Below are 20,994 nucleotides of genomic sequence, written 5' to 3'. Positions count from 1 at the left end.
GAGGTGCACGCCTGTCCGCCGGTGTTGGAATACACCTGCGTGTCGAGCACCACCACCTTGATCGGCTTGCCCGACGCGAGCAGCCGCGAGAGGTTCTGGAATCCGATGTCGAGCATCGCGCCGTCGCCGCCCATCGAGACGATCGGCGGGCAGAGGGCGAATTCGTCGTCCGTGAACTGCTGCCACGTCAGCGCGTGGAGCGCCGGCTCGTGGGTGGCCGCGTCGTACGACCCGTCGTGCAGCAGATCGGCGCGCCGCACCGCGGCCACGTTGTCGGCCATCTTGCGCATCTGGGCCTCGAACAGGCCGATCGCGATCGACGGCGAATCCTGGAACAGGTGGTTGACCCAGGGGAACGGATACGGATTGTACGGCCACGTGCTCGCCCATACCGACGAGCAGCCGGTGCTGTTGGCCATGCCCATCGAAGCGCGGCCGTTGCCGCCGGGCCCTTCCACGTAGCGCCAGCGCAGGTCGCGCAGGTCGTCCAGGGTGTCGGTGATCCGCTTGAGCCGCTCCTGCTTGGCCGCGTCCACCGGCACCGTCACCGCGCCCTTGGCCTTCACGGCCGCGCCGAGATCGGCGCCCGACGCGAGCAGCTCGCGCGCCTGCGCGTCGAGGCCCGCGATCAGCCCGTCGAGCTTGGCCACGTGCTTGGCCACCCGCGGCTGCATGGACGCGTGGATGGACGACACGATCAGGTGCACCGCGGTCTTCTCGCCGCACCCCATGCACGCCCCGTCGCCGCCCACCATCGAGCGGTAGCTGTCCTTCTTGAGCAGCAGCGACGACAGCACGCCGATCCCCTCGTCCACGTCCGAGACGTTCACGAACCGGTCGGCGGTGTCGGGCAGATGCTCCCACAGCGCCCAGTTGCGGCGCAATTCCACGAGCGCGGCCTCGTCCTGGCGGATGGTTTCCAGCGCGCCGTCGGGGCACACCGCCACGCAGAGGTTGCACCCCTTGCACGTCTCGGGGTTCACGGTGATCGAAAGCAAGCCGCCCCCACCCTTCTCGCGCCCTTCCACGGCGTCGAAGAACGGCTTGGTGCGCGCCAGCGGGAACGCGGCAAGCCGCTCCTGCACCACGGCGAATTCCCGGTCGGTCTCGGCGCGCCGCTCGGCGTCCCATCCCATCTTGTCGGCCACCGCCGTGTAGCCCGCGGCGAATGCCGCCGGCACGGCGAGCGACGGATCCTTGGTGAACAGGCGCTGCGTCTCGCGCGCCCAGTGCTTGGTCACCGGACGCAGCCGGTCAAACGTGACGCCGTTGGTGGATACATCGATCGCGGCGGTCAGCAGATCTTCCACGCTGTTCACCAGTCCCGGAATCGCCGAGTCCGGACACTGCGTCCAGCACTGACCGCAGCCCGTGCACTTCTCGGCGATGAACCGCGGCACTTCCAGCCGCACGCCGCTCATGTCGCGCACGGCGCCGGTGGCCGCCGGCATGGCGCTGATCGCCGCGAACGGATCGGCGATGCCGTCCTGCCCCAGGCCACAGAGCGTGCACACCTGCTCCCAGAACCGTCCCGGATTGCCGATGCCGTCCTCGGCCTCCGGCACATCGAGCAGTGACGGGATGTGCGGCACCGTGCCCGGCTCGTCGTGCTCCTCGACGACGATCGGCTTCACGGCCAGCACCTGGTCGAACCCGCGGCGGATCACCCGCAGGTTGTCCTCCACCACGGTCTCGCCGCGATGGCCGAACTTTTTCTGGAACTGCTTGCGCACACCCGCGAAGACCTTCTCTTCCGTGGACTGCTCGCTCGTGATCAGCGACGACGTCCGGAAGAACGCGCCGAGGAACGCCGCGCCCTGCATGCGGTAGCGCATCTCGACATCGGAAGCTTCTTCGCGCGCGATCGCGAACGCGTCGAGCACGAACAGCGCGATGTTGCGGTCGCGGATCGCCGACCGCACGCGCGAAGGGAGGGTGCGCCACAGCGCGTCGGGCGCGAGCTCGCTCTGGATCACGAACACGCCGCCGTCGGCGAGCCCGTCCAGCGGGTCGCTGTGGCGGAACACGTTCGGATCGGGCGACAGCACCACGTCCACGTGCTTCAGTTCGCAATTCAGCAGGATGGGATCGTGCGCGAGCACCGCGTAGAACGTCGTCGGCTGTCCCTTCTTCTCCGAGCCGTACTTGGGGTTGGCCTTGATCTGCAGTCCGAACAGCTCGAACGCCGTCATCGCGAGGTTCTTGCCCATCGTGATGGCGCCCCATCCGCCCACGGAGTGGATGCGCACCGCCGTCGAACCTTCGGGCAGCAGATTGGGCGCCTCGGCCCGCGCGAGCGACAGCTCCTTCAGGTGCGGGTAGCTCTCGAGCAGCTTCTCCTGCCAGATCTGCAGCTTGGGAATGCGCGTGCCCTCGTGCACGAATTCCACACCGAGGTAGAACTGCCGGCGACGCGCGCCGCCGGGGAGCATGTTGTCCACCGCCGCCACCAGATCGCCGGGCTGGAGGTCGCGGCTGCCGAGGCCAAAGCAGCCCGAGAAGAAGTCGGGCACCTGCTCGCCGCGCAGCGCCGGGATTCCCGCGTGCGGCACGGGGCCGCCCAGGGCCCGCCCGTTCTCCACGGCCTTGGCCATGGCGGCGCGGATCTCGCGCAGCATCGGCGCGTCCACGGCCAGCGGCTGGTCGGTGCGTTCGAGCACCACCACGCCCCGCTTGCCGGCGAGCAGCCCGGCCACGAGATCCGCCGGGAAGGGGCGGAACATCGTCAGGTTCAACACGCCCACCTTCAGGCCCCGGGCCTCGCGCAGATGGTCCGCCACCGCCATGGCGTTCGGCACCACCGATCCCTGGCCCACGATCACCCACTCGGCGTCGTCCAGCCGGTACCCGGTGGACCGCGCGTAGCGGCGGCCCGTGAACTGCGCGTATTCGTCGAACGCGCGGTCGGCGAGCGCCGCCACGTGGTCGAAGTAGAACGGCCGCTGCGCGGCCACGCCCTGCGCGTAGCTCTCCTGGTTCTGCACCACGCCGAGCATCGCCGGATAGTCCAGGTCGAACATCTCGGGGATCCGGCGCCGCGTGTCGCCGAACACCAGGCGCTGCGCCGGCGTGGGCGATTCGATGCGGTCGGAGGGATCGCCCAGGTACTGCTTGACCAGCGCCGGCTCGGGCAATCGCACGCTCTCGATCACGTGGCTGGTGAGAAAGCCGTCCTGCGCGCAGATGCCCGGGTTGAGCGACAGCTCGGCGATCCGGTGCGCGATGAGATTCAGATCCGCCGCCTCCTGCACGTCCTTGGCAAAGATCTGGAAGAACCCCGTGTCGTCCACGGCGTGGTAGTCGTCGTGGCCGGCGTGCACGTTGAGCGCGTGCTTGGTCATCGCCCGCGCCGCCACGTTGAGCACGTACGTGAGCCGCTTGCCCACGGCCGCGTACAACGACTCGTGCATGTACGCGATGCCTTGCCCGCTCGAGAAGTTGGTGGCGCGGAGCCCGGACATCGACATCCCCGCCGTGACCGCCGCTGCCGCGTGCTCGCCTTCGGGTTCGAAAAAGAGCAGCCGGCGGCCGTTCACGTTCTCGCGGCCCTCGGCCACCGCCGCCGCCCACCCTTCGCCCATCTGCGTGGACGGCGTGATCGGATATGCGCCCGCGGCCTCGCCGCCGGCGGTCTCCATGGCCACCACGGCGCCGCTGCCGTCCACGGCGCGCGGAATTCCGGGGTACGGCGGCGCCGACGGCGCGCCCGATGCGGGCTTGTCCTTGGTCCACAGTTTCATGCGCTCTCGCTCCCCACGGTCGCCAGCACGCGGGCAAACTGCGCGCCGGTAAGCCACACGATCGCGCCGGTCGGGCAGCGCTCCACGGCGCGCTCTTCGGCCAGCGTGATTCGCTCATAGTCCACCACGGCCACTCCACTCGATACGCTGATCAATCCCGGCGCCGCGTCCTGCACGCACTTGCCGCAGGCGGTGCACGCCACGCGGCACTGGTCGAGGGCGTCGTCTCCGCCAATGAGATTGCGACACTGCACCAGCAGGTGCGCGTCCAGCGGGAGGATCGTGAACAGCCCCTTGGGGCACGCCTCCACGCAGTCGCCGCACGCCGTGCACTTGGTGACGTCCACCACCGGCAGGCCCGTCTCGCTCATCCGGATCGCATCGAACGTGCACGACCGCTCGCAGTCGGCGAGTCCCAGGCATCCCCACGCGCACCCCTTGCCGCCGCCGGCCACCGCCGCCGCCGCCGAGCAGGTCCCGAGCCCGCGATAGTCGGCCTGCGACAGCGCAACGTCCGTTCCGCCCGCGCACAGCACGCGCGCCACGCGCCGCGACGCCGAGCCCGCGTCCACGCCCAGAAAAGCGGCAATCGCCGAGTGCACCGTGTCGCTGGCTACCGTGCATTCCGAGGGCGCGATGTGCCCGGCCACCGCGCCCTCAGCGAACGCGCGGCAGCCCGGATGTCCGCAGGCGCCGCAGTTGGCATTGGGCAGCATCTGCGTCACGATCTCGATGCGCGGATCCTCGTAGACCCACAGCTGCTTGTTGGCCAGGGCGATGAAGACGCCGAAGACCAATCCGACTCCACCGAGGATCAGGATCGCGTGGAGGGTTACCGACAGGGCGTTCACGAGGTCACGCCTGGCCGCTCAGGTCCGACTGCGTGAGCAGCCAGGACGCGATCCGGTCCACGGCATCCGACGCACCCACCGCCGGCGTCCCGGCGCCGCCAGCCGCGGGCACCGCGAACGGCGTGCGCGCGAGGTCGGCCAGCAGACTGACGTCCTGCCCCATCTGGAACGCGCTCAGCCCGCCGATCGCACGCTTGGGCGCGTCGGACAGGTGGTGCACCGTGATCCGCTGCCACGGCTCTCGACCGCCCAGCGGATCGTGCATAAAGACCGCCGCGCCCTGCGGCATCATCGCCGCGATCGCCGGGCCGTCGAACGATGCCACGCGATCGAGGCCGGACCCGTCGGTGGTCTGCAGCACGAGCGTGCCGGGCGTGAGGCATCGGGCCAGCGGCGCCGGCGCGCACGGCCCGCGCACCACGAGCACCAGCTTCTCGCGCCCGTCCGCAAAGTCGGTGAGCGCGCCCGCGTGCACATCCACCCCATCCACTTCGACGACGAGCGGCGGCGCCACGCGGCGTTCCGTCTTGCTCCAGTCCAGGAACTCGATTTCGTCCAGCAGGTGGTCGTGCTGGGCGGGCTGATACCGGCCGCCGCGCACCTGATCCGCCAGCATCGCCGCGCCGAACGCCCGGCCAGTCGCGCTCAGCGCCCCACTCACCGCCGCGCCCAACCGCGCCCCCGACGGCACGTTCACCAGGAACAGGTCGTTGCCCCGCGCGCTCACCGACCGGAGCACCTCCACCGCGCGGCGCATCGCGTCGAGGCCCGCCGCGTCCACGCGGCGGGCCTTTGGAAAGAGCGATGCGAACGCCGCCGCATCAACGCGCGCACTACTGAACACGCCGAGTTCCGCGCGGGCGCGCGCCGCCTCGTCTTCGCTGCTCGCCCCCTGCGCGGCGAGGAACGCCTCGGCCTGGGCCAGCGCGCCCTCCACCAGCGTGCGGAATTCGGCGATCGGCTGGGCCAGCGCCAGGAGCGCCTGCGCGGTGCGGGGATCAGACGGCATAGCGGTCGAGCTCCTTCTCTATGAGAGCCACCCGTTCGGCCGCGGTCCGCGGCGGCACGCGCCGCGTTTCCTCGTAACGGGGCTTGGAGTCATCCCGGAAGAACACCCCCAGGTGCAGGCGGTCGGTGGCGCCGGCCATGCGCCGCGCCGCGTCCAGATCGTGCGGGTCGTGCGCGATCTGGTTCTTGTAGAGCTTGCCGAGTTCTGGCACCACCACGCCGTCATCGTGCACGAGCATGGCGATGTTGGCCGGGTCCTGCACCGCCCGCAGGAAGATCGCGCTCGAATAGATGGGGCAGCGCTGCAGGATGCGCACGAAGCTGAGCCCGCGGTGCTGCCGCGCCGCGCGCAGCGTGGCGTACAGGTGCGACGGCACCCACTCGGCCGTCTGGGCCACGAACGAGGCGTTGGTCACGCCCAGCGCCACCGAGAGCGGATTGAGCGCGGGCAGCCAACTGCCGCGCGGCTGCGTGTTGCTCGGAAAGCCCTGCGGCGTGGTGGGCGACGTCTGCTGTTTGGTCAGCCCGTAGATGCCGTTGTCCAGCATCATGACCGTGAGGTCAGGGTTGTATCGCAGCGCGTGTACCCAGTGGCCGGCCCCGATCGACGTGCAGTCGCCGTCGCCCATCACCACGAACACCGTCAGATCCGGGCGGGTGAGGCGGATGCCGGTGGCGATGGGCAGCGCGCGGCCATGAATTCCGTGGAAGCCGTACGTCTTGAGATAGTGCGGGAAGCGGCTGGAGCAGCCGATGCCCGACACGAACACCGTGTTCTCCGGCACGAGTTGCTCGGCTGCCAGCAGACGCTGCACTGCCGTGAGGATCGAGTGGTCGCCGCAGCCCGGACACCAGCGGGCGCGCGCGCCTTCGTAATCGCTCATCTCGTATTCGTAATCGTCCGCGTGCAACTCGAGCACCGGAAGGTGTCCGCCGGTCAGCGTCATGACTCACGTCCTCCACTCGCCAGCTGGCCGCGGATGGCGTCGACGATCGCGCCGGGACGCAGCGGCTCACCCGGCACGCGCGTCCAGCAATCCACGTCCACCAGCGTCGCGTTGCGCAGCAGCATGCTCAGTTGGCCGCGGCGGCGGTTCTCCTCGGTGATGAACGGATCGCCGGGGTCGTCGCTGTAGTTGATCTCCACCGTCATCACCTTGCGGAACTGCCGGAAGATCTTCTTGAGTCCCGGCTCCAGCGGCGACAGGAACCGCAGGTGCAGCGACGACACGCGGAGCCCTTCGGCCCGTGCGCGGTCCACCGCTTCCTCGATCGCGCCCTTGGTGCTGCCCCATCCGACGATCAGCAGATCACCCTTGGCGTCGCCGTACACCGGCGGCGGCTGGAGCAGCGACTGCAGCACGGCGAGCTTGCGGCTGCGCATGGCCGACGAGTGCTGATGCACGCCCGAGCTGTACGCCACCTTGCTCCCCTCGTCGTGCGACAGGCCCGTCACCGTGTGCATCCCGCCGGGCTGCCCGGGGATGATCCGCGTCGAGAGCCCGGTGCGCGCGTCCCACTGATACGCCTTCTGCCCCTCGGGCACCGGCGCCAGATCGATCGGCTCGGCCATCCAGCGTTCGTCGGGCCTGGGACGCGGAAAGGGCGTGACGCCGGTGGCGAGGTTGGCATCGGAGAGCACCATCACGACGGCGCGGAAGGTCTCGGCGATGCGTCGCGCCGTGATCATCACGTGGAAGCACTCCTCGATCGTGGCGGGGGCGATGATCACGTGCGGCGCGTCGCCCGTCTGGCCGAACAGCGCCGCCAGCAGATCGGACTGCTCCACCTTGGTGGGCAGCCCCGTACTCGGACCGCCGCGCTGGACGTCCACCAACACCAGCGGCATCTCGATCATCGCGGCGAGGCCCAGGAACTCCGTCTTGAGCGCGAGCCCCGGACCCGACGTGATCGTGAACGCCACCTTGCCGGCATACGAAGCGCCGATGGCCACGCCCACGGCCGCGATCTCGTCCTCGGCCTGGTGGACGATGCCGCCGAACCGTTCGAACACCTCGCTCAGGTAGTGCGATACCGACGTCGCCGGCGTGATCGGGTACATCGCGCACAGCTCCATGCCCGAGGCGATGGCGCCCAGCCCCAGCGCCTCGTTGCCGTTCATCACCACCAGCGAGTCGGTCGTGGCGGCGGGGAGAATCTCGACCCGGAGATCCAGATGCTCCTCGGCCCACGCGTAGCCCAATTCCACCAGCGCGACGTTCGAGCGGTACACCTCCTCGCTCTTCTTGCGGAAGGTGTACGCGATCTGTTCGCGGACGCGGTCCATGTCGCGGCCGTAGATGCAGGCCAGCATCCCGAGCGCGAACATGTTCTTGCCCTTGCGCGGATTGTCCACGACGGTCAGGCACTGCTCTTCCATGGGGACGGGGACGATCCGGTAGTCGCGCCCCGAGAGCTCGACCATCGCCCTGTCCCACGCGGCGCGGATCTCCGGATCCTCGTCGGTGGCCCACTTGTTCTCGACCAGCAGCACGGCGTCGCTCGCCAGGGCATCGAGCCGGTGGCGGGCGAGCAATACTTGTTCGTTAAAGGCCACGGCCAACGTGGTCGCATCGCCCCAGTTGGTGACCGGCGCCGAGCCGACCCGGATGCGATAGCCGCTCGCGCCTTCGGGCACGCGGGCGGGGGGCTGGATCTCGGCGGGGATGATCTCCACCGTCCACACGCCGTTGCCCATTTTCGCCGACACGGCGCCGAAGATCTGGCCGCATTTCTGCGCACCTTCGCCCGAGTCTGAAACGATCTCAACCGTATGCTCCGGGACGTGGAGCACCGTTCGCCGGCCCGCGCCGGGGGGCATCGCTACGGTTTCGGTCAGCATCGTGCCGCGTACGCCTCGTGATTCGTGCCGGCGCGGCCGATGGAACCACCCAACGGACCTTCAACAACCGCGCGGCCTGTGATTGGACTGTTTGGTGACAACCGAATCCCCCGCCACCGCTATACTGCGGCCGGCTTCGGCAATTCGGGACCAACCTCGACGTCACCAATTCAGCCGCGCGGACGTCGAATGTCTGTAGGGCAAGCGCCCAAGAATGCCCGGGAATCCCCGACCGACATTTCGTCGGCCAGAATCGTCGGACATCGACAGTGCCCCGACCAATCAAACGGGGCAATTCAGACTTCGCGCCGCAGGATGGGCGGAGTGTTCATCCGCGTGCGGCGCGCGCAGACGACGGCACGTCGTCTCCGGTCAAACCACCATCGCCCTGCGAGTGCGCGTCAGGCGGCAGTGGAATGCATCGGCCCGCGCGCGGCAGGCCGCATCGGCTCCCCAGCCGCGTGCCCGAAGTGCCGCATGTGCGGCCACCACCGGTCACGCCAGAAACGGAACAACACGTAGCAGCCAACCCCCAGGTCGAACACCACGGCCGCTAGCAAGAACAAAATCGGAATCGCCATTCCGACGAGGAGAACAATGCTGGTCGTTGCGAACGCTTCCATTGTGGCACCTCCCCAATCCCTGCTGCAGACTCAGCGCCGCGAACTCGTGCGGTCGGGAGCGCTCGTGCGGGGGTCGAGCGACCCGTTACTCGCTTTCATTCGCAAGTGTAGCGGTGGGAGTGCGTGCCGCCTAGCGTGAATCCCCTGACGACGCGTGAGGGAAATATCCCCGCGCATGGCGGCGGCGCGGCCGTGCCGCGCCGTTCGCTCAGTGATCGTGTCGGGCATTCCCTCGTTATACGTGATCCATCAACCAATTGCCGAGTCGCCTTCGTCGTTCGAACGAACGAACCGCCAGAATCGCACCGGCAATGGCTCGCCTGCCGCACCTGGCGCCGGCTGGCAGCCGTCAGGGCTTTGCCGTGCCGTGGTTCACGGCCCAGACGTACGCGGCCACGTTCTTCGCGGCATCATCATTGATTCCATTCGGGCGCGCCAACATGGCGGTATTGGGCACTCCGCGGGTGATGACGCGCAGGATCTCGGCGTACGTGCCTCCCGTGGCGGCAAGCCAGGGTTTGCCTTTCTTGTCGAGCGGCGGAGCGATGGCGGATCCCTGCATGTTGAGGCCGTGGCAGGCGAAGCAGCCGCCCTGCCCGTGAAAGATGGTGCGTCCCGCGTCGATCATGTGCGGCGTCACCTGTGCGCCGTCCGCTCCCGTATCTGCCCGAGCCGCGACCACAAGCGTGGCCGCCTCCCGCGCCCGTGTCGACGCGGCAGACAGAGAGGCTGCGTCGAGCACCGTTCCAATTCCTGCGGCAACACCAGCGGCGAGCGCGATGCGCCGAAACACCGTCAATCCGTCCATCGATCCGACCCCCGAGAGAAGGCAGTCCTGCGAGTAGTGCTCTTGTCCCGCGCCTACGCGCCACCGGACACTGGATGTTTCCCGGCGTCGCCGTAGATGTAGGCGACCACGACCCCGTACACGAGGTGCCCCAACAGTCCGCCGGCGAGCAGCACGATGTCCCCACCCGAAAATACCCCGCTTCCCGTGAGCGGTGCGAAGACCAGCTGCGCCACGATGAACACGATGAAGCCGAACAGGAGACCGCGCCCGATCGACGTACCTGGCAGCCGCCGGTCGAGATAGCCCGCATAGATCAGCGCGAACACGATGCCCACCGCGAGATCCACCAGCCACCCCACCGACGGTCCCACGGCCGTGCGTGACGAGATCGCCGACATCGTGCTGCTCAGGATTTCTCCGATCGCGATCTTGGGCAGGCCGATCGACGGCTCGACCAGGAGGAGTGCCGTCATCGCCGCAGTCGCAATGGTTCCAGCTGCTGCCGCACGCTTCGTATCCATGTCACAACCCCCGTGGAAGATGAACGATTCGAGCCGACTCTACCGCCTCACTCCTTCTGGGTTCCGACGGCGCCCGTGTCCGGCACCGGTGTCAGTTTCACGAGCTCGTCGTGAAACGCCTTCCACTGCGCCATGGTCAGGGCAGCCACGGCCGGCCGAAAGCCGTTGTCCGGGGGAGCAGCCATCGCCACGCGGGCAAAGGCGTCCACACTGCTTCGCCAATCGGGTACCTGCGACAACACTTCAGCAGCACGCACCGCGTCCGCGATCATCGTCCGGCGGAGTTCGGCGGGAATGCTCATATCCGACACCGGGGGCATGGCGACCGCAGGGGGAGCCGCATATTCGGCCGCCATGTGCTTCATGATGGTGGGAACCGCCACCTTGCTGGGGCCGACAGGGCCTTCGCCAAGGTGATACCGCGCATCGATCGCCTTGATCTCCGCGATCTGGTTGTCGTGGTGGTCAAAGCTGCCCAGAGACTGCACGTAGTGCGCCACGGCGAAACGGTCCGGCGGCGAGAGCGCGTCGAACGCCGGCATGCCCGTGCCTTTGACGCCGTCGCTCAACGTCGCGTAGATGTTGGCGATCGTGAACCCCGCCGTCCAGCCCTTGGGACTGGAAAAGTCTCGGGGACGAGGCGTGAGCGCCGGTGCCGCGACCCCATCGCCCTTGCCCGCCGCCCCGTGGCACATCACACAGTTCACGTCGAACAACTGCTTTCCGTGGGCCAGCACGGGCGGAGTGACTTCGAACATCTTTCCGAGATCCAGGCCGGGCGTCGGCTGGCCGACGACCGTCTTGAAGACGGTGGGATCCGGGTGCGTGTCGATCACCGCCGGGTACGGCAGCTCATGGGGCCCCCCCGCCAACAGCAGCACCCGGCCAACGACGATTGCGACCCCGATCAGGACCACGACGCCCGCCACGGCAACGGCGATTCCCTTCGATTGGTTGGGCATCCGCTATTCCTTCATCGGAGATGAAAATTGAGCCCGTCGCCCAGGAACGGATCACCGACGGGCATATCCTCTCCCATGTGCGTCGCCCGGATGATGATCAGGAGTCCAGCCGACAGGAAGAAGATGGCGAAGGCCGCCTCGGGCCACCCCAGGTGGAGGCCCCTTCCCTCGATGGGCGACACCAGCCAGAACACATCGATGAATTCCATGAAGATCACCCAGACCGACACCCACCGGAGTCGCTTCCAGTTCAACTTGTCGTTCCTCGAGATCAGGGCGAGAAACGGCACGAAGAAGTGTCCGATGCCCAGGAAGATGAACACGCCCTCCATCGCCCCGGACGTTCGCTGCTGGAACCAGAACACCTCCTCCGGGAGGTTCGCGTACCACTGCAGGAGATACTGCGAGAATGCGATGTACCCCCAGAAGATGGTGAACCCGAACAACAGCCCGCCGAGGTTGTAGAGATGGTCCTCGGTGACGCCGGGAAGCCAGCCGCGGCGATAGAGGTAGATCACGAGCAGCGACGTCGCCGCGATCCCGGACGTGACGGCTCCCGCGAAGAGGTAGACGCCGAAGATGTCGCTGTACCACCCCGCCTCCAGGCTCGAAATCCAGTCGAAGGCGAACGCCGTGAGCGTCAGGGCGAGAATGATCATGAAGATCGGCGAATAGCGGCGCAGCCGCACCGTCGCCTGGGGGTCCTTGGTCCGGTCCTGGCGCACGGAACCAGCGACGAGAATTCTATATGAGAGCACCCATAGTCCCACGCAGATCACGAGTCGCGCGATGAAGAACGGGTAGTTGAGCCACGACGTTTTCATCGCGATCGCCGGATCGGCCGACGCACCTGGCTGCGTCCACGAAAAGAGGACCGGCAACGAGAACAGCGCGATCAATGCGACGGGCACCAGCCAGGGGGTCAGCGCGGCCAGCCGCTCGGGCGCGCGCCGCAACGGCACGCTCCATGTGGCGCCCGTGATGTGCTGCAGGGCGACGATGAACAGGGCCCCGAGCGCGATGCACACCATGAAGACGAACCACACGAGCCAGTTGGCCCAGAACCGCTCCGGCCCCTCCAGAAAATAGGAACTCACGACCCCGGCGCCTCCCACGGCGATCAACGCCCACAGGATGCCGGGTCTTCGGTATATCATCGATTCTGAGGCCGACGAGTGCGCGTAGGAGACTGACTCGGAGTCGATGCTCATTTCATATCCCTCGGGGTCGCGTCCTGCGAGCGTTGGAGCGCCCGGATGTAGCGAACGATGGCCCACCGGTCATCCTGTGAAATATCGGCAGCGTAACCAGGCATCGTGCGGATTCCCTCGGACATCACCCAGAACAGGTAGCCGTCGGCGGCCGCGCGCATCGGCGCCGACTGCAGATCCACCGGCATCGCCTGGTACGTGCTGTCGAGCCATGGCTTGCCCGTTCCGAGTCGGTCATGGCACACGGCGCAATGCAGATTGAACTGCTGGCGTCCGCGCTCCAGGACCTGCGCCGTGACCGGAAGCGGATTGATCAGATCTTTTCCTGCCTCGTCGGGGCTCGCCGCGAGAATGGGCATGTATCCACGGGCCACCGTCCCCGCCGGCGGCAACTGCATGCCGCGCCCGTTCGCGAAGAAGCGGTCCGGCGCCTGCGCGTCGAGCCTCGGCTGCACCTCCATATTGACCATCGGCTTCACGGTGGGATAGATGTGGATGGCCCAAGCCGTGCCGGACCCGGCCACGACACAGGCCGCCACGATCGCCACGGCCGTCCTCAACCACCACGCGATCCCCGGGGTCCTCTCCTCCACTTCAGGAACCACTTCGGTGGATTCGGCGCCCAGCGCGCTCAGCGCGGCGGCGGCCGCCTCGACATCCATCGTAGCGCTCTCCGACCGGAGCACCAGCGCAAACCGGTCCCGCGTGATGCTCGCGATCGCCTTGCTCGGCAGCATCGGGTGCCCGAAGAAGGGCAGCTTGTTGAAGGCGAACAGCATCCCGATGCCGGCGGTGAACGTGGAGAGCAGAATCGTCGCTTCGACCATCACCAGCACCCACCCCTGCCAGGCATCGAAGGGCTTGCCGCCGGTGCGGAGCGGATAGCCCACGGTGCTCGTCCACCATTCGAACGTGAAGGCGGAGAGGCACGCGAGCGACCCGATGAGGAACACCAGCACTCCCAGCTTGGACTTCGGAAGGTCCAGGGCTTGGTCGATCCCGTGCACCGGATAGGGAGTGTACGCCTCCAACTTCGAGTATCCCGCCGTCCTGATTTTCGGAATCGCTTCCAACAACTCGTCGGCGCTGCGGAAGAGCCCCACGACGCCGAAGATGGACTCAGACATGTTCGGCCCCCGCCCGCTGCTTCTGGTAATACACGATGTCGGGCTTCACTTCCCACGCGGCGATGATCGGCAACTTGCGGAGGAACAGCAGCAGGAGCGTCAGGAAGAGCCCGATCGAACCGAAGAGAATTGCGAAATCGACGCGCGTCGGGAGATAGCCCCCCCACGACGACGGCAGGTAATCACGCTGCAACGAGAGGATGACGATCGTATACCGCTCCATCCACATGCCGAGTGTCACGCCCGCCGACACGATCACCATCACCGGCACCGAGCGCCGGAACTTCGGGAACCAGAGCAATTGCGGCAGAATGCAATTGAGAACAATCGTCAGCCACCCCGCCCACCACTGGTTGCCGAACACGTAATTCGCAAAGACATATTTGACGAACGGATCGGCGCTGTACCACGCCGTGAAGCCCTCCATCAGATAGGCGTACGCCATGACGCAGGAGAGGAACAGGACCATCCGATTCAGAAGGTCCATGTGCCGCAGGGTCACGTAGTTCTCCAGTTGCATGGCCGTGCGGACGAACGCGAACACGAGCACGACACCCGCGAACCCGGAGAACGCCGCTCCCACCACGAAATAGGGAGGGAAGATCGTCATGTGCCAGCCGGGTACCATCGACACGGCAAAGTCCATCGATACGATGCTGTGGACGCTGAGCGCCAGAACCGTGGTCATGCCCGCCAGCAGGAGATACCCCTTCTCGTAGTGGATCCACTGGCGCGCATTGCCCACCCACCCCCAGCTGAGCAGCCTGAACACCGCCCGCTTCACCCTGCTCTGGGCCGTACTGCGTAGCGTCGCGAAGTCGGGGACCAGTCCCAGGTACCAGAACATCAGCGACACCGTGAAGTACGTCAGCACCGCGAACACGTCCCAGATCAGCGGCGACCGGAAATTGACCCACATCCCCCGCTGGTTGGGGTACGGCAGCAGCCAGTAGGGCAACCACGGGCGCCCGATGTGAATGGCCGGAAAGATCATCGCGCAGATGAACGCGAAGACGGTCGTCGCCTCGGCAATGCGGCTGATGGCGTTGCGCCATCGCTGGCGGAACAGGTAGAGAATGACCGAGATCAGCGTTCCAGCGTGGCCGATACCCACCCAGAACACGAAGTTGATGATCAGGAAGCCCCAGACCACGGGCATGTCGTTCCCCATGGTCCCGATGCCGGTGTAGAGCATGTAGCCGATCGCACCGAACCCCATCAGCGCAACCAGACTCGTGATCGTGATCGCGATATACCAGGACCGGGGCGGGGTCCTCTCGCTCCAGCCGCGAACGTGATCGTCGAGCCCGCCGAGCGAGACGTCGCCCTGAACCAGTGGTTCCACGCGGAGCGAAACCGGGAGAGTGGCCTCAGACATGGTCATTCTTCTTCTGCGGTTCGGCCGGATTTTTCAATTCGGCCATGTAGGTGATCGCGGGCCGAGTGCCCAATTGCTCGAGGACCTTGAAGCCACGATTGCTCTGCGAGAGTTTCGAGACGCGGCTGTTCGGGTCCTTGAGGTCGCCGAACACGATCGCATCGGCCGGACACGCCACGGCACACGCCGGCGCGATCTCACCGTCGCGCACCGGATGGCCCTCGTCCTTGGCGATCTGCACCCCGTTGCGGATCCGCTGGACGCAGAACGTGCACTTCTCCATCACGCCGCGCGGGCGGACGGTCACCTCGGGGTTGAACGCCAGATCCAGTGGATCGGTGATCGTGCTCGTCAGATCGAAGAAGTTGAACCGCCGGACCATGTACGGACAGTTGGCGGCGCAGTACCGGACGCCGATGCACCGGTTGTAGATCTGCTCGTTCAGCCCGTCCTGGCTATGCTGCGTGGCAGCTACCGGGCAGACGGGCTCGCACGGCGCGTCGTCGCACTGCTGGCATAACATCGGCTCGTGGGCCACCTGCGGGTTGTCGGGAGAGCCGACGTAGTACACGTCCGTGCGGATCCAGTGCATTATCCGGCCGCGCTCGACCTCGTCCGGGCCCACCACCGGGATGTTGTTCTCCGACTGGCAAGCGATCTCGCATCCCCCACAGCCCACGCAGGAGGAGAGGTCGATGGTCATGCCCCATTTGTGTTCCGGCCACTCCTGGCTCTTGTTCAGCGTGGCTAGTTCCTTCGAACCGGCCGGCGGCCCGGCATTCTTCCGATATTCGTCCAGCGTCCAGAGCCGCACGATGTCCCGGCCGTGCAATTCGAAGTCCTTCTGCGAACGGGGCAGCGACTGGTTCCCCGGCAACCGCGACACGTGCACGTCGGGCCGGAAGAAGGGAGCCGACCCGTCATCCGCGACGAGGGGGAACAGATTGGCGCCACGCTCGGCGGCCACGCCGCCGGCGCGGCCGAACCCCAGCATCGCGAAGACCGCACCTTGCGCCTGACCCGGCTGCACGAGGACCGGCAGACGAACGTCGCGCGGTCCGGCCTTGACCGAAACGAGGTCACCATTGGACACGCCCATGGTCTTCGCGTCCGCAACCGACACGGCCAGGTAGTTCGTCCACGAGACCTTCGTCACGGGTTCCGGCAATTCCTGCAGCCAGCCGTTGTTGGCATACCGGCCGTCCCACAACCGGACGTCGGGCGCGATGATCAATTCCATTCCCGTGGACGGCTTCGCGCTGGCCGTCTTCCGGGCGGCATCGGCGATCACACCCACCTTCAACGTCTGCGATGGGCGCGCCGTGGCGGCGCGGCGGAGCACCCCGTCGTGGACCGCCGCGACCCAGTACTGCTCGAAACTCGCCGGCGTTCCCTTGGCGTACTCCTCACGCTGCCACCGCGCCATGAGGTACGTGCGGCAGTCCGTTTCCACCGCACCACCCAGCGCCTTTGCCCACCCGAGGAGAATCTCCTCAGCCTGCCGCGTGTCATAGAGCGGCCGGATCAACGGCTGCTGGAGACTGAGCAGGTCCGTGGACGGCTCGTAATCGTTCCAACTCTCCAGCCAGTGGTTGACGGGCAGCACCACGTCGCATTGGAGCGCGGTCTCGTCCTCTTGGAGCCCGAGCCGGATCTTGAGCGGAACTCTCGCCAGGGCCGCGTTGAATGCGCTGGCGTCCGGAACGGCATACGACGGATTGACATCCCAGACGATGACGGCGGCGAACTTCCCCGACGCGATCTCGCGCGTGAGGGCCGCCATCTCCAATGGGGTGGCGATGGGAGGGGCGTCGACGGAGAACGCCGTGTCCACCGCGTGCCCTTCCACCCCGAGCATGGTGTTGATGAGGGCGACCGCCGCGTGCGCCTCCACGGGCAGCGAGGGACCGGCCAGGACGAGGCTGCTGTTGCCCGCGCTGGCCAGATCGCCGGCGAGGGACTCGAGCGCCGCGGCCTCGACTCCATATTGCTTGGCCACGGCGGCGATGCCGAATGCCGCGAGCACGTCCGGCGCGAGCCCGGCTGGGAACGGACGTGCATGCCGTTCGTGAAGCGCGTTCGCCACGGCAAACGCCACCTGGGCCGCCGCTGAGGGCCGGAGCGGCAAGCGCACATCCGCCTTGCTCCCGGTGAGACTCAACCGGCTTTCCAGGGCGTACAGCCGGTTCATTGCATCGTCGGGCTTGGCAAGTTTCCGGTTCTGCGCAAAGCCAGCGATGGCCGGAACGGCCCCTTCCATGGTTCCCAGAAAGTCCGCCTCGAACGCCGCGATCACCGTGGCCCGATCCACGTGATGCCGAGGGAGCGCGGCGTCACCGTACAGCGCGGTACGCGCTTCACGGTCCGTCAGGCCCAGGGCCGGCTCCCACGCCACGTGCTGGAGCCCCGGAAGGGCCTTCTGCAAATCAGCCAGCACCGCCCGGCGCGTCGGCGAGATCACCGCGGGCGTGAGGAGCAGAACGGGCTTGCCGCCGGCGGCCGCCTGTTTGAGAGCGGGAAGCACGCGCCCGTCAGCATCGCTCCAACTGGACGGCTTGCCGCCCATACGCGGCTGGCGCAGGCGTTCGGGATCATAGAGGCCAAGGACCTCCGCCTGGGCCCTGAGCGAGGTCTTTCCTTTGAAGATCGGGTGCTCGTCGTTCCCATCTATATGGATGGGCCGACCTTCGCGTGCCTTTACGAGAACGCCGTACGCAACGAGTCCTTCCTGATAAGTACTGGCGTAATAGTTGGCAACGCCGGGTATGACGTCGTCGGGCTTCTTCGTGTATGGAACGATCGTATCGCCGTCGGGGCGCTCGCACGAGACGGTGGCGGCCAGAGCGGCGGAGGCGCCGATCAGACTCAGAAACCGCCGGCGCGAGACTGGCTCGCGCTCGGAGGGCGGCTTCAGCGGCTCGAAGGCGCCCGGGGGAAATTCCGCTCGCCGGACCTCCGCCCGCGCGTCGGACGCAGGGTCGTGCGCCCGTGAACGCGCGCCGTCGTTCGGCTCGTCCTCGTTCTCTCTCCCCTTATCCATTGCGCTTCACCGTGAACGGGGCCGGTTTCACGCGACGCGCCGGAGCGGCGGGCGTACCTCCGCGGGCGAAACGACCCAGCGCTCCCGAGCGCTTCCGCCCCGGCCAGAGCCGACCGAGAAAGGACGCACCTACCAGGACCGCACCAACCGTCGCTGCTATCTCGACAAGAACCTGGCGACGACTCCGCTCCATCATATCGCTGCTCCTCTATCCGGTTATCGGTGGCAGTCCGTGCAATCCGTCGGCCCAGTCTTGATTGGAGAGCCAGGCGGCAGATACGGAGTGGGATCCCGGTGGCAGATCAGGCACTCGCCCATCCGCATGTTCATCACGCGACTCACCACGTCCATGCTCTGAACCGGCCCGTGACAGACCTGGCACTGGAGGCCCACGTTCACGTGTGCCCGGTGATCGAAGTAGGCGTGGTCGGGAAGGTGGTAGATGCGCTTCCACGCCATGGCCGTGTCCGAAGCCAGCCGGGCCACGACGTCCTTGTTGATGTAGGTACTGTCCGCCATGGTGATCACGCGGTGGCAGTTCATGCACGTCTGAACCGCCGGCACGGTCGCGTTCCTGCTACGCTCGGCGTTCGTGTGGCAGTACTCGCACGGAATGCGGTTCACACCGGAGTGCACCCGGTGTGAGAATGGGATGGGCTGCGTTGGCGCGTACCCGAGCACGAAGCGTGCGGGCTGCGCTGCCCATCCAACCACCAGCATCGTGCCCACGACGCACGACACTCCGACCGGAACCACGATACGCCAGAATCGATCGCGCGGATGCACCAACAACCCCCAGGCGAAGTCGCACGGATGCAGGGCTCATTGCTGGCCACGGCGTCCAATGGACTTGGAGGCCGGCTTCGGTGATCGCCGTTGGGCAGACAAAGACCCGCATCACGAATGGTTTACATGTCACGTAACGCGCTCATGATGGCGACGCGTATGCCGGTCACAACATCGGAGAATCCCCGCTATCATGTAAGGGGATACCTTGCAGCGGCGTAGCGCGCTTCCTGCCCGGGCCCCTCCCGTCACGCTACCTCGACCAGGACCCTCCGCTTCCCCTGCAGCACCGCCGCTGGCAGCACAACCGACGCGGCCTGCACCGCTCCGATCGTCGACCGAGTGAGCGCGCGGCCATCCGGCGGATGCACGTGAACGACGAGATTCGCCGCGTACCGCTCCGGCAACTCGATCATGACGCGCCACCCGCTTCCGACCGGCTCGGTTACCCATCCGATCTCGCCGAAGCGCGTCGGGCACCGCTCCACCGCAATTCGGTTGCCGGCGGCGAACCAGTGCTTGGGCGCCGCCTTCTGCAGGTGCACCGCCGGCGTCACGCCGGGTCGGTCGTGCTCCTCCCAGCAGAGCAACCACCGCAGCGCCATCGCCGGCTGCAGTTCGCTGTTGATCACCGCCGACCATGCGTACGGGCTGCCTTCGCCGGGAAAGTTGCCGGGGAGCAGCGCGTCCTCCGGTGCGTACCGACTGCCGGAATCCATGGCGTAGCACAGGTTGCCGTACAGGGCCAGCAGGAACGGACGGTAGTCGTGCTCGCGGATGCGGCCGGCGAGGGTGCCGTGCTCCATGAAGTTGGACGTGCGCGGATAGTGTCCGTCGATGTTCATGCCCACGAGCTGCTCGCCGGCTAGCGCGCGATGCCTGAAGTGCCCGGCGTCCAGCTCGGCGTCGCCCCAGTCGGCGGTCCACCAGTCCATCATGAAACGGTGATTCTCGTAGCTGGACAGATCCTCCGGCATCCGCGTCGTGTCGAACGGATGGAAAGGCGTGATGCCGGCCTTCTTCATCTGCTCGTTGCGCGCGTCGAGCGCCGTGCGCAGCGACCGCTCGATCTTGCCGCGCATCTCGGCGGCGAGCGCGCTCGCATCGGCGCCATCCTTGGCGAGATCGCGCGCGAGCTGCCCCTTGCCCCGCCCCTTCGCGTCCGTCGCCGCAATCTCCAGCACGCGGCCGTGTTCGTAGAGCCCGCGCCATGTCCACACGGCGTTCTGGTAGAACCACGGGTGCGACGCGGGCGTGTCGTCCTTCGGATCGCCCAGGTCCGCCTCCGGCGAGCCCCAGATGAGCCCATGTCGAGGATCGCGCTCCGAGTACGTGGCCACCGAATACCGGTAGCGGTCCACCACGAAGCCGATCATGCGCCGCAGCACCGGCAACCGGCGCTCGAGCGCGTCCAGGTCGCGGCCGTAGTCGTACGCGCGCGCCGAATTCTCCAGGAAGATGCCCGTGTTGAGCGGCGCCTCCACCTGGTCCTGCGTGTTGTACGTGAAGTTGCCGTCGGGCAATATATATGTATCGAGATAGTGCTCGCCGTACGGCTCCACCTCGGCGGTGAGGTTCCAGAGCTGCTGCGCCCACACGAACTCGTAGTGCGCCACTGGAAACAGTGCGTGGCTGCGCTCGGGAATCTTCGTGTAGGCGCCCTCGCCGATCTGATACGTGGGTTCGAGCCCGCGATAGCTGCAGCGCGAGAGCACGATGCCGGCGCGCGCCGCGTCCAGGAGCCACGGATCGGGGATCTCCACCCGCATCCGGCGTTCGAAGAACTGCTGCCAGTGGGTCCACACACCATGGAGCGCGGTGAAGAAGGTCTCGGCGGAGCTGTTCCAGTAGCGGTCCACCCACCGGGAGGCCGGCAACGCCTGACCGGCGTTGGTGTCGCCCGCCGGAATGAGATCGTCGCTTCCTTCCGGCAGCAACGCGCGCACGCGGCCCATCGGCGTCGCGTCCACGCCGGGCGGGAGCAGCGCCATCACTTCGTAGCCTACCTTGAACTTGGGATTCCACACGCCGATGTCCGCCGCCGCCAGGTACCCGCCAAGCAACGTGCGCTTGCTGTAGCCGGGCACGTATTCATACAGGTACTCCGACGGGAGA

The 20,994-nt window shown here is 67.0% G+C and carries 14 protein-coding genes; all 14 read right to left on the bottom strand.

Annotated elements, in window-relative coordinates; genetic code table 11:
• The coding region (locus tag VNF92_05105; GenBank protein HVA57245.1) for a 2-oxoacid:acceptor oxidoreductase family protein at positions 1-3,740 on the bottom strand (3,740 nt) is incomplete at its 3' end.
• Complete coding sequence (locus VNF92_05100; protein HVA57244.1) at positions 3,737-4,591, bottom strand: (Fe-S)-binding protein; 855 nt, start codon at positions 4,589-4,591, stop codon at positions 3,737-3,739. The genes VNF92_05105 and VNF92_05100, both read right to left, overlap by 4 nt.
• A 4-nt stretch (positions 4,592-4,595) precedes the next feature.
• Entirely contained in the window at positions 4,596-5,600 is a 1,005-nt protein-coding gene (locus tag VNF92_05095) for a hypothetical protein (GenBank protein HVA57243.1), read from the bottom strand.
• On the bottom strand, positions 5,590-6,546 hold the full coding sequence (locus VNF92_05090; GenBank protein HVA57242.1) for a thiamine pyrophosphate-dependent enzyme: 957 nt from the start codon (positions 6,544-6,546) through the stop codon (positions 5,590-5,592). Before VNF92_05090 ends, VNF92_05095 begins: the two co-directional genes overlap by 11 nt.
• A complete protein-coding gene (locus VNF92_05085) occupies positions 6,543-8,441 on the bottom strand; it encodes a 2-oxoacid:acceptor oxidoreductase subunit alpha (GenBank protein HVA57241.1) in 1,899 nt (632 codons plus the stop codon). Before VNF92_05085 ends, VNF92_05090 begins: the two co-directional genes overlap by 4 nt.
• Before the next feature lie 972 nt (positions 8,442-9,413).
• Complete coding sequence (locus VNF92_05080) at positions 9,414-9,872, bottom strand: cytochrome c (GenBank protein HVA57240.1); 459 nt, start codon at positions 9,870-9,872, stop codon at positions 9,414-9,416.
• Positions 9,873-9,925: 53 nt separating this feature from the next.
• Positions 9,926-10,375, bottom strand: coding sequence for a DUF6789 family protein (locus tag VNF92_05075; protein HVA57239.1), 450 nt, complete (start codon positions 10,373-10,375; stop codon positions 9,926-9,928).
• 47 nt (positions 10,376-10,422) lie between these two features.
• Positions 10,423-11,337 carry a cytochrome c gene (locus VNF92_05070; protein ID HVA57238.1) on the bottom strand — a complete coding sequence of 305 codons (915 nt, stop codon included), beginning with the start codon at positions 11,335-11,337 and terminating at the stop codon, positions 10,423-10,425.
• An 11-nt stretch (positions 11,338-11,348) separates the two neighbouring features.
• Positions 11,349-12,494 carry a hypothetical protein gene (locus VNF92_05065; protein HVA57237.1) on the bottom strand — a complete coding sequence of 382 codons (1,146 nt, stop codon included), beginning with the start codon at positions 12,492-12,494 and terminating at the stop codon, positions 11,349-11,351.
• Positions 12,495-12,544: 50 nt separating this feature from the next.
• Entirely contained in the window at positions 12,545-13,675 is a 1,131-nt protein-coding gene (locus VNF92_05060) for a quinol:electron acceptor oxidoreductase subunit ActD (GenBank protein HVA57236.1), read from the bottom strand.
• On the bottom strand, positions 13,668-15,053 hold the full coding sequence (gene nrfD, locus VNF92_05055; GenBank protein ID HVA57235.1) for an NrfD/PsrC family molybdoenzyme membrane anchor subunit: 1,386 nt from the start codon (positions 15,051-15,053) through the stop codon (positions 13,668-13,670). Before nrfD ends, VNF92_05060 begins: the two co-directional genes overlap by 8 nt.
• The gene (locus VNF92_05050; protein ID HVA57234.1) at positions 15,046-18,093 is read right to left on the bottom strand and encodes a hypothetical protein; all 3,048 of its coding nucleotides are present in this window, start codon (positions 18,091-18,093) and stop codon (positions 15,046-15,048) included. Before VNF92_05050 ends, nrfD begins: the two co-directional genes overlap by 8 nt.
• A 216-nt stretch (positions 18,094-18,309) precedes the next feature.
• A complete protein-coding gene (locus tag VNF92_05045) occupies positions 18,310-18,849 on the bottom strand; it encodes a cytochrome c3 family protein (GenBank protein HVA57233.1) in 540 nt (179 codons plus the stop codon).
• A 278-nt stretch (positions 18,850-19,127) separates the two neighbouring features.
• The coding region (locus VNF92_05040) for a hypothetical protein (GenBank protein ID HVA57232.1) at positions 19,128-20,994 on the bottom strand (1,867 nt) is incomplete at its 5' end.

It is taken from the genome of Gemmatimonadaceae bacterium, assembly GCA_035533015.1.
In the GTDB taxonomy this organism is placed as follows: domain Bacteria; phylum Gemmatimonadota; class Gemmatimonadetes; order Gemmatimonadales; family Gemmatimonadaceae; genus JAGWRI01.
Note: the sequence above shows the minus strand (reverse complement) of the source record. Positions and strands in the feature narration are given on the sequence as shown.

Bases quoted from the DNA above. Each gene is read 5' to 3' on its own strand.
- VNF92_05085 (HVA57241.1), bottom strand. From the start codon at position 8,441: ATGCTGACCGAAACCGTAGCGATGCCCCCCGGCGCGGGCCGGCGAACG.
- VNF92_05060 (HVA57236.1), bottom strand. From the start codon at position 13,675: ATGTCTGAGTCCATCTTCGGCGTCGTGGGGCTCTTCCGCAGCGCCGAC.
- VNF92_05090 (HVA57242.1), bottom strand. From the start codon at position 6,546: ATGACGCTGACCGGCGGACACCTTCCGGTGCTCGAGTTGCACGCGGAC.
- VNF92_05095 (HVA57243.1), bottom strand. From the start codon at position 5,600: ATGCCGTCTGATCCCCGCACCGCGCAGGCGCTCCTGGCGCTGGCCCAG.
- VNF92_05075 (HVA57239.1), bottom strand. From the start codon at position 10,375: ATGGATACGAAGCGTGCGGCAGCAGCTGGAACCATTGCGACTGCGGCG.
- VNF92_05080 (HVA57240.1), bottom strand. From the start codon at position 9,872: ATGGACGGATTGACGGTGTTTCGGCGCATCGCGCTCGCCGCTGGTGTT.
- nrfD (HVA57235.1), bottom strand. From the start codon at position 15,053: ATGTCTGAGGCCACTCTCCCGGTTTCGCTCCGCGTGGAACCACTGGTT.
- VNF92_05070 (HVA57238.1), bottom strand. From the start codon at position 11,337: ATGCCCAACCAATCGAAGGGAATCGCCGTTGCCGTGGCGGGCGTCGTG.
- VNF92_05050 (HVA57234.1), bottom strand. From the start codon at position 18,093: ATGGATAAGGGGAGAGAGAACGAGGACGAGCCGAACGACGGCGCGCGT.
- VNF92_05065 (HVA57237.1), bottom strand. From the start codon at position 12,494: ATGATATACCGAAGACCCGGCATCCTGTGGGCGTTGATCGCCGTGGGA.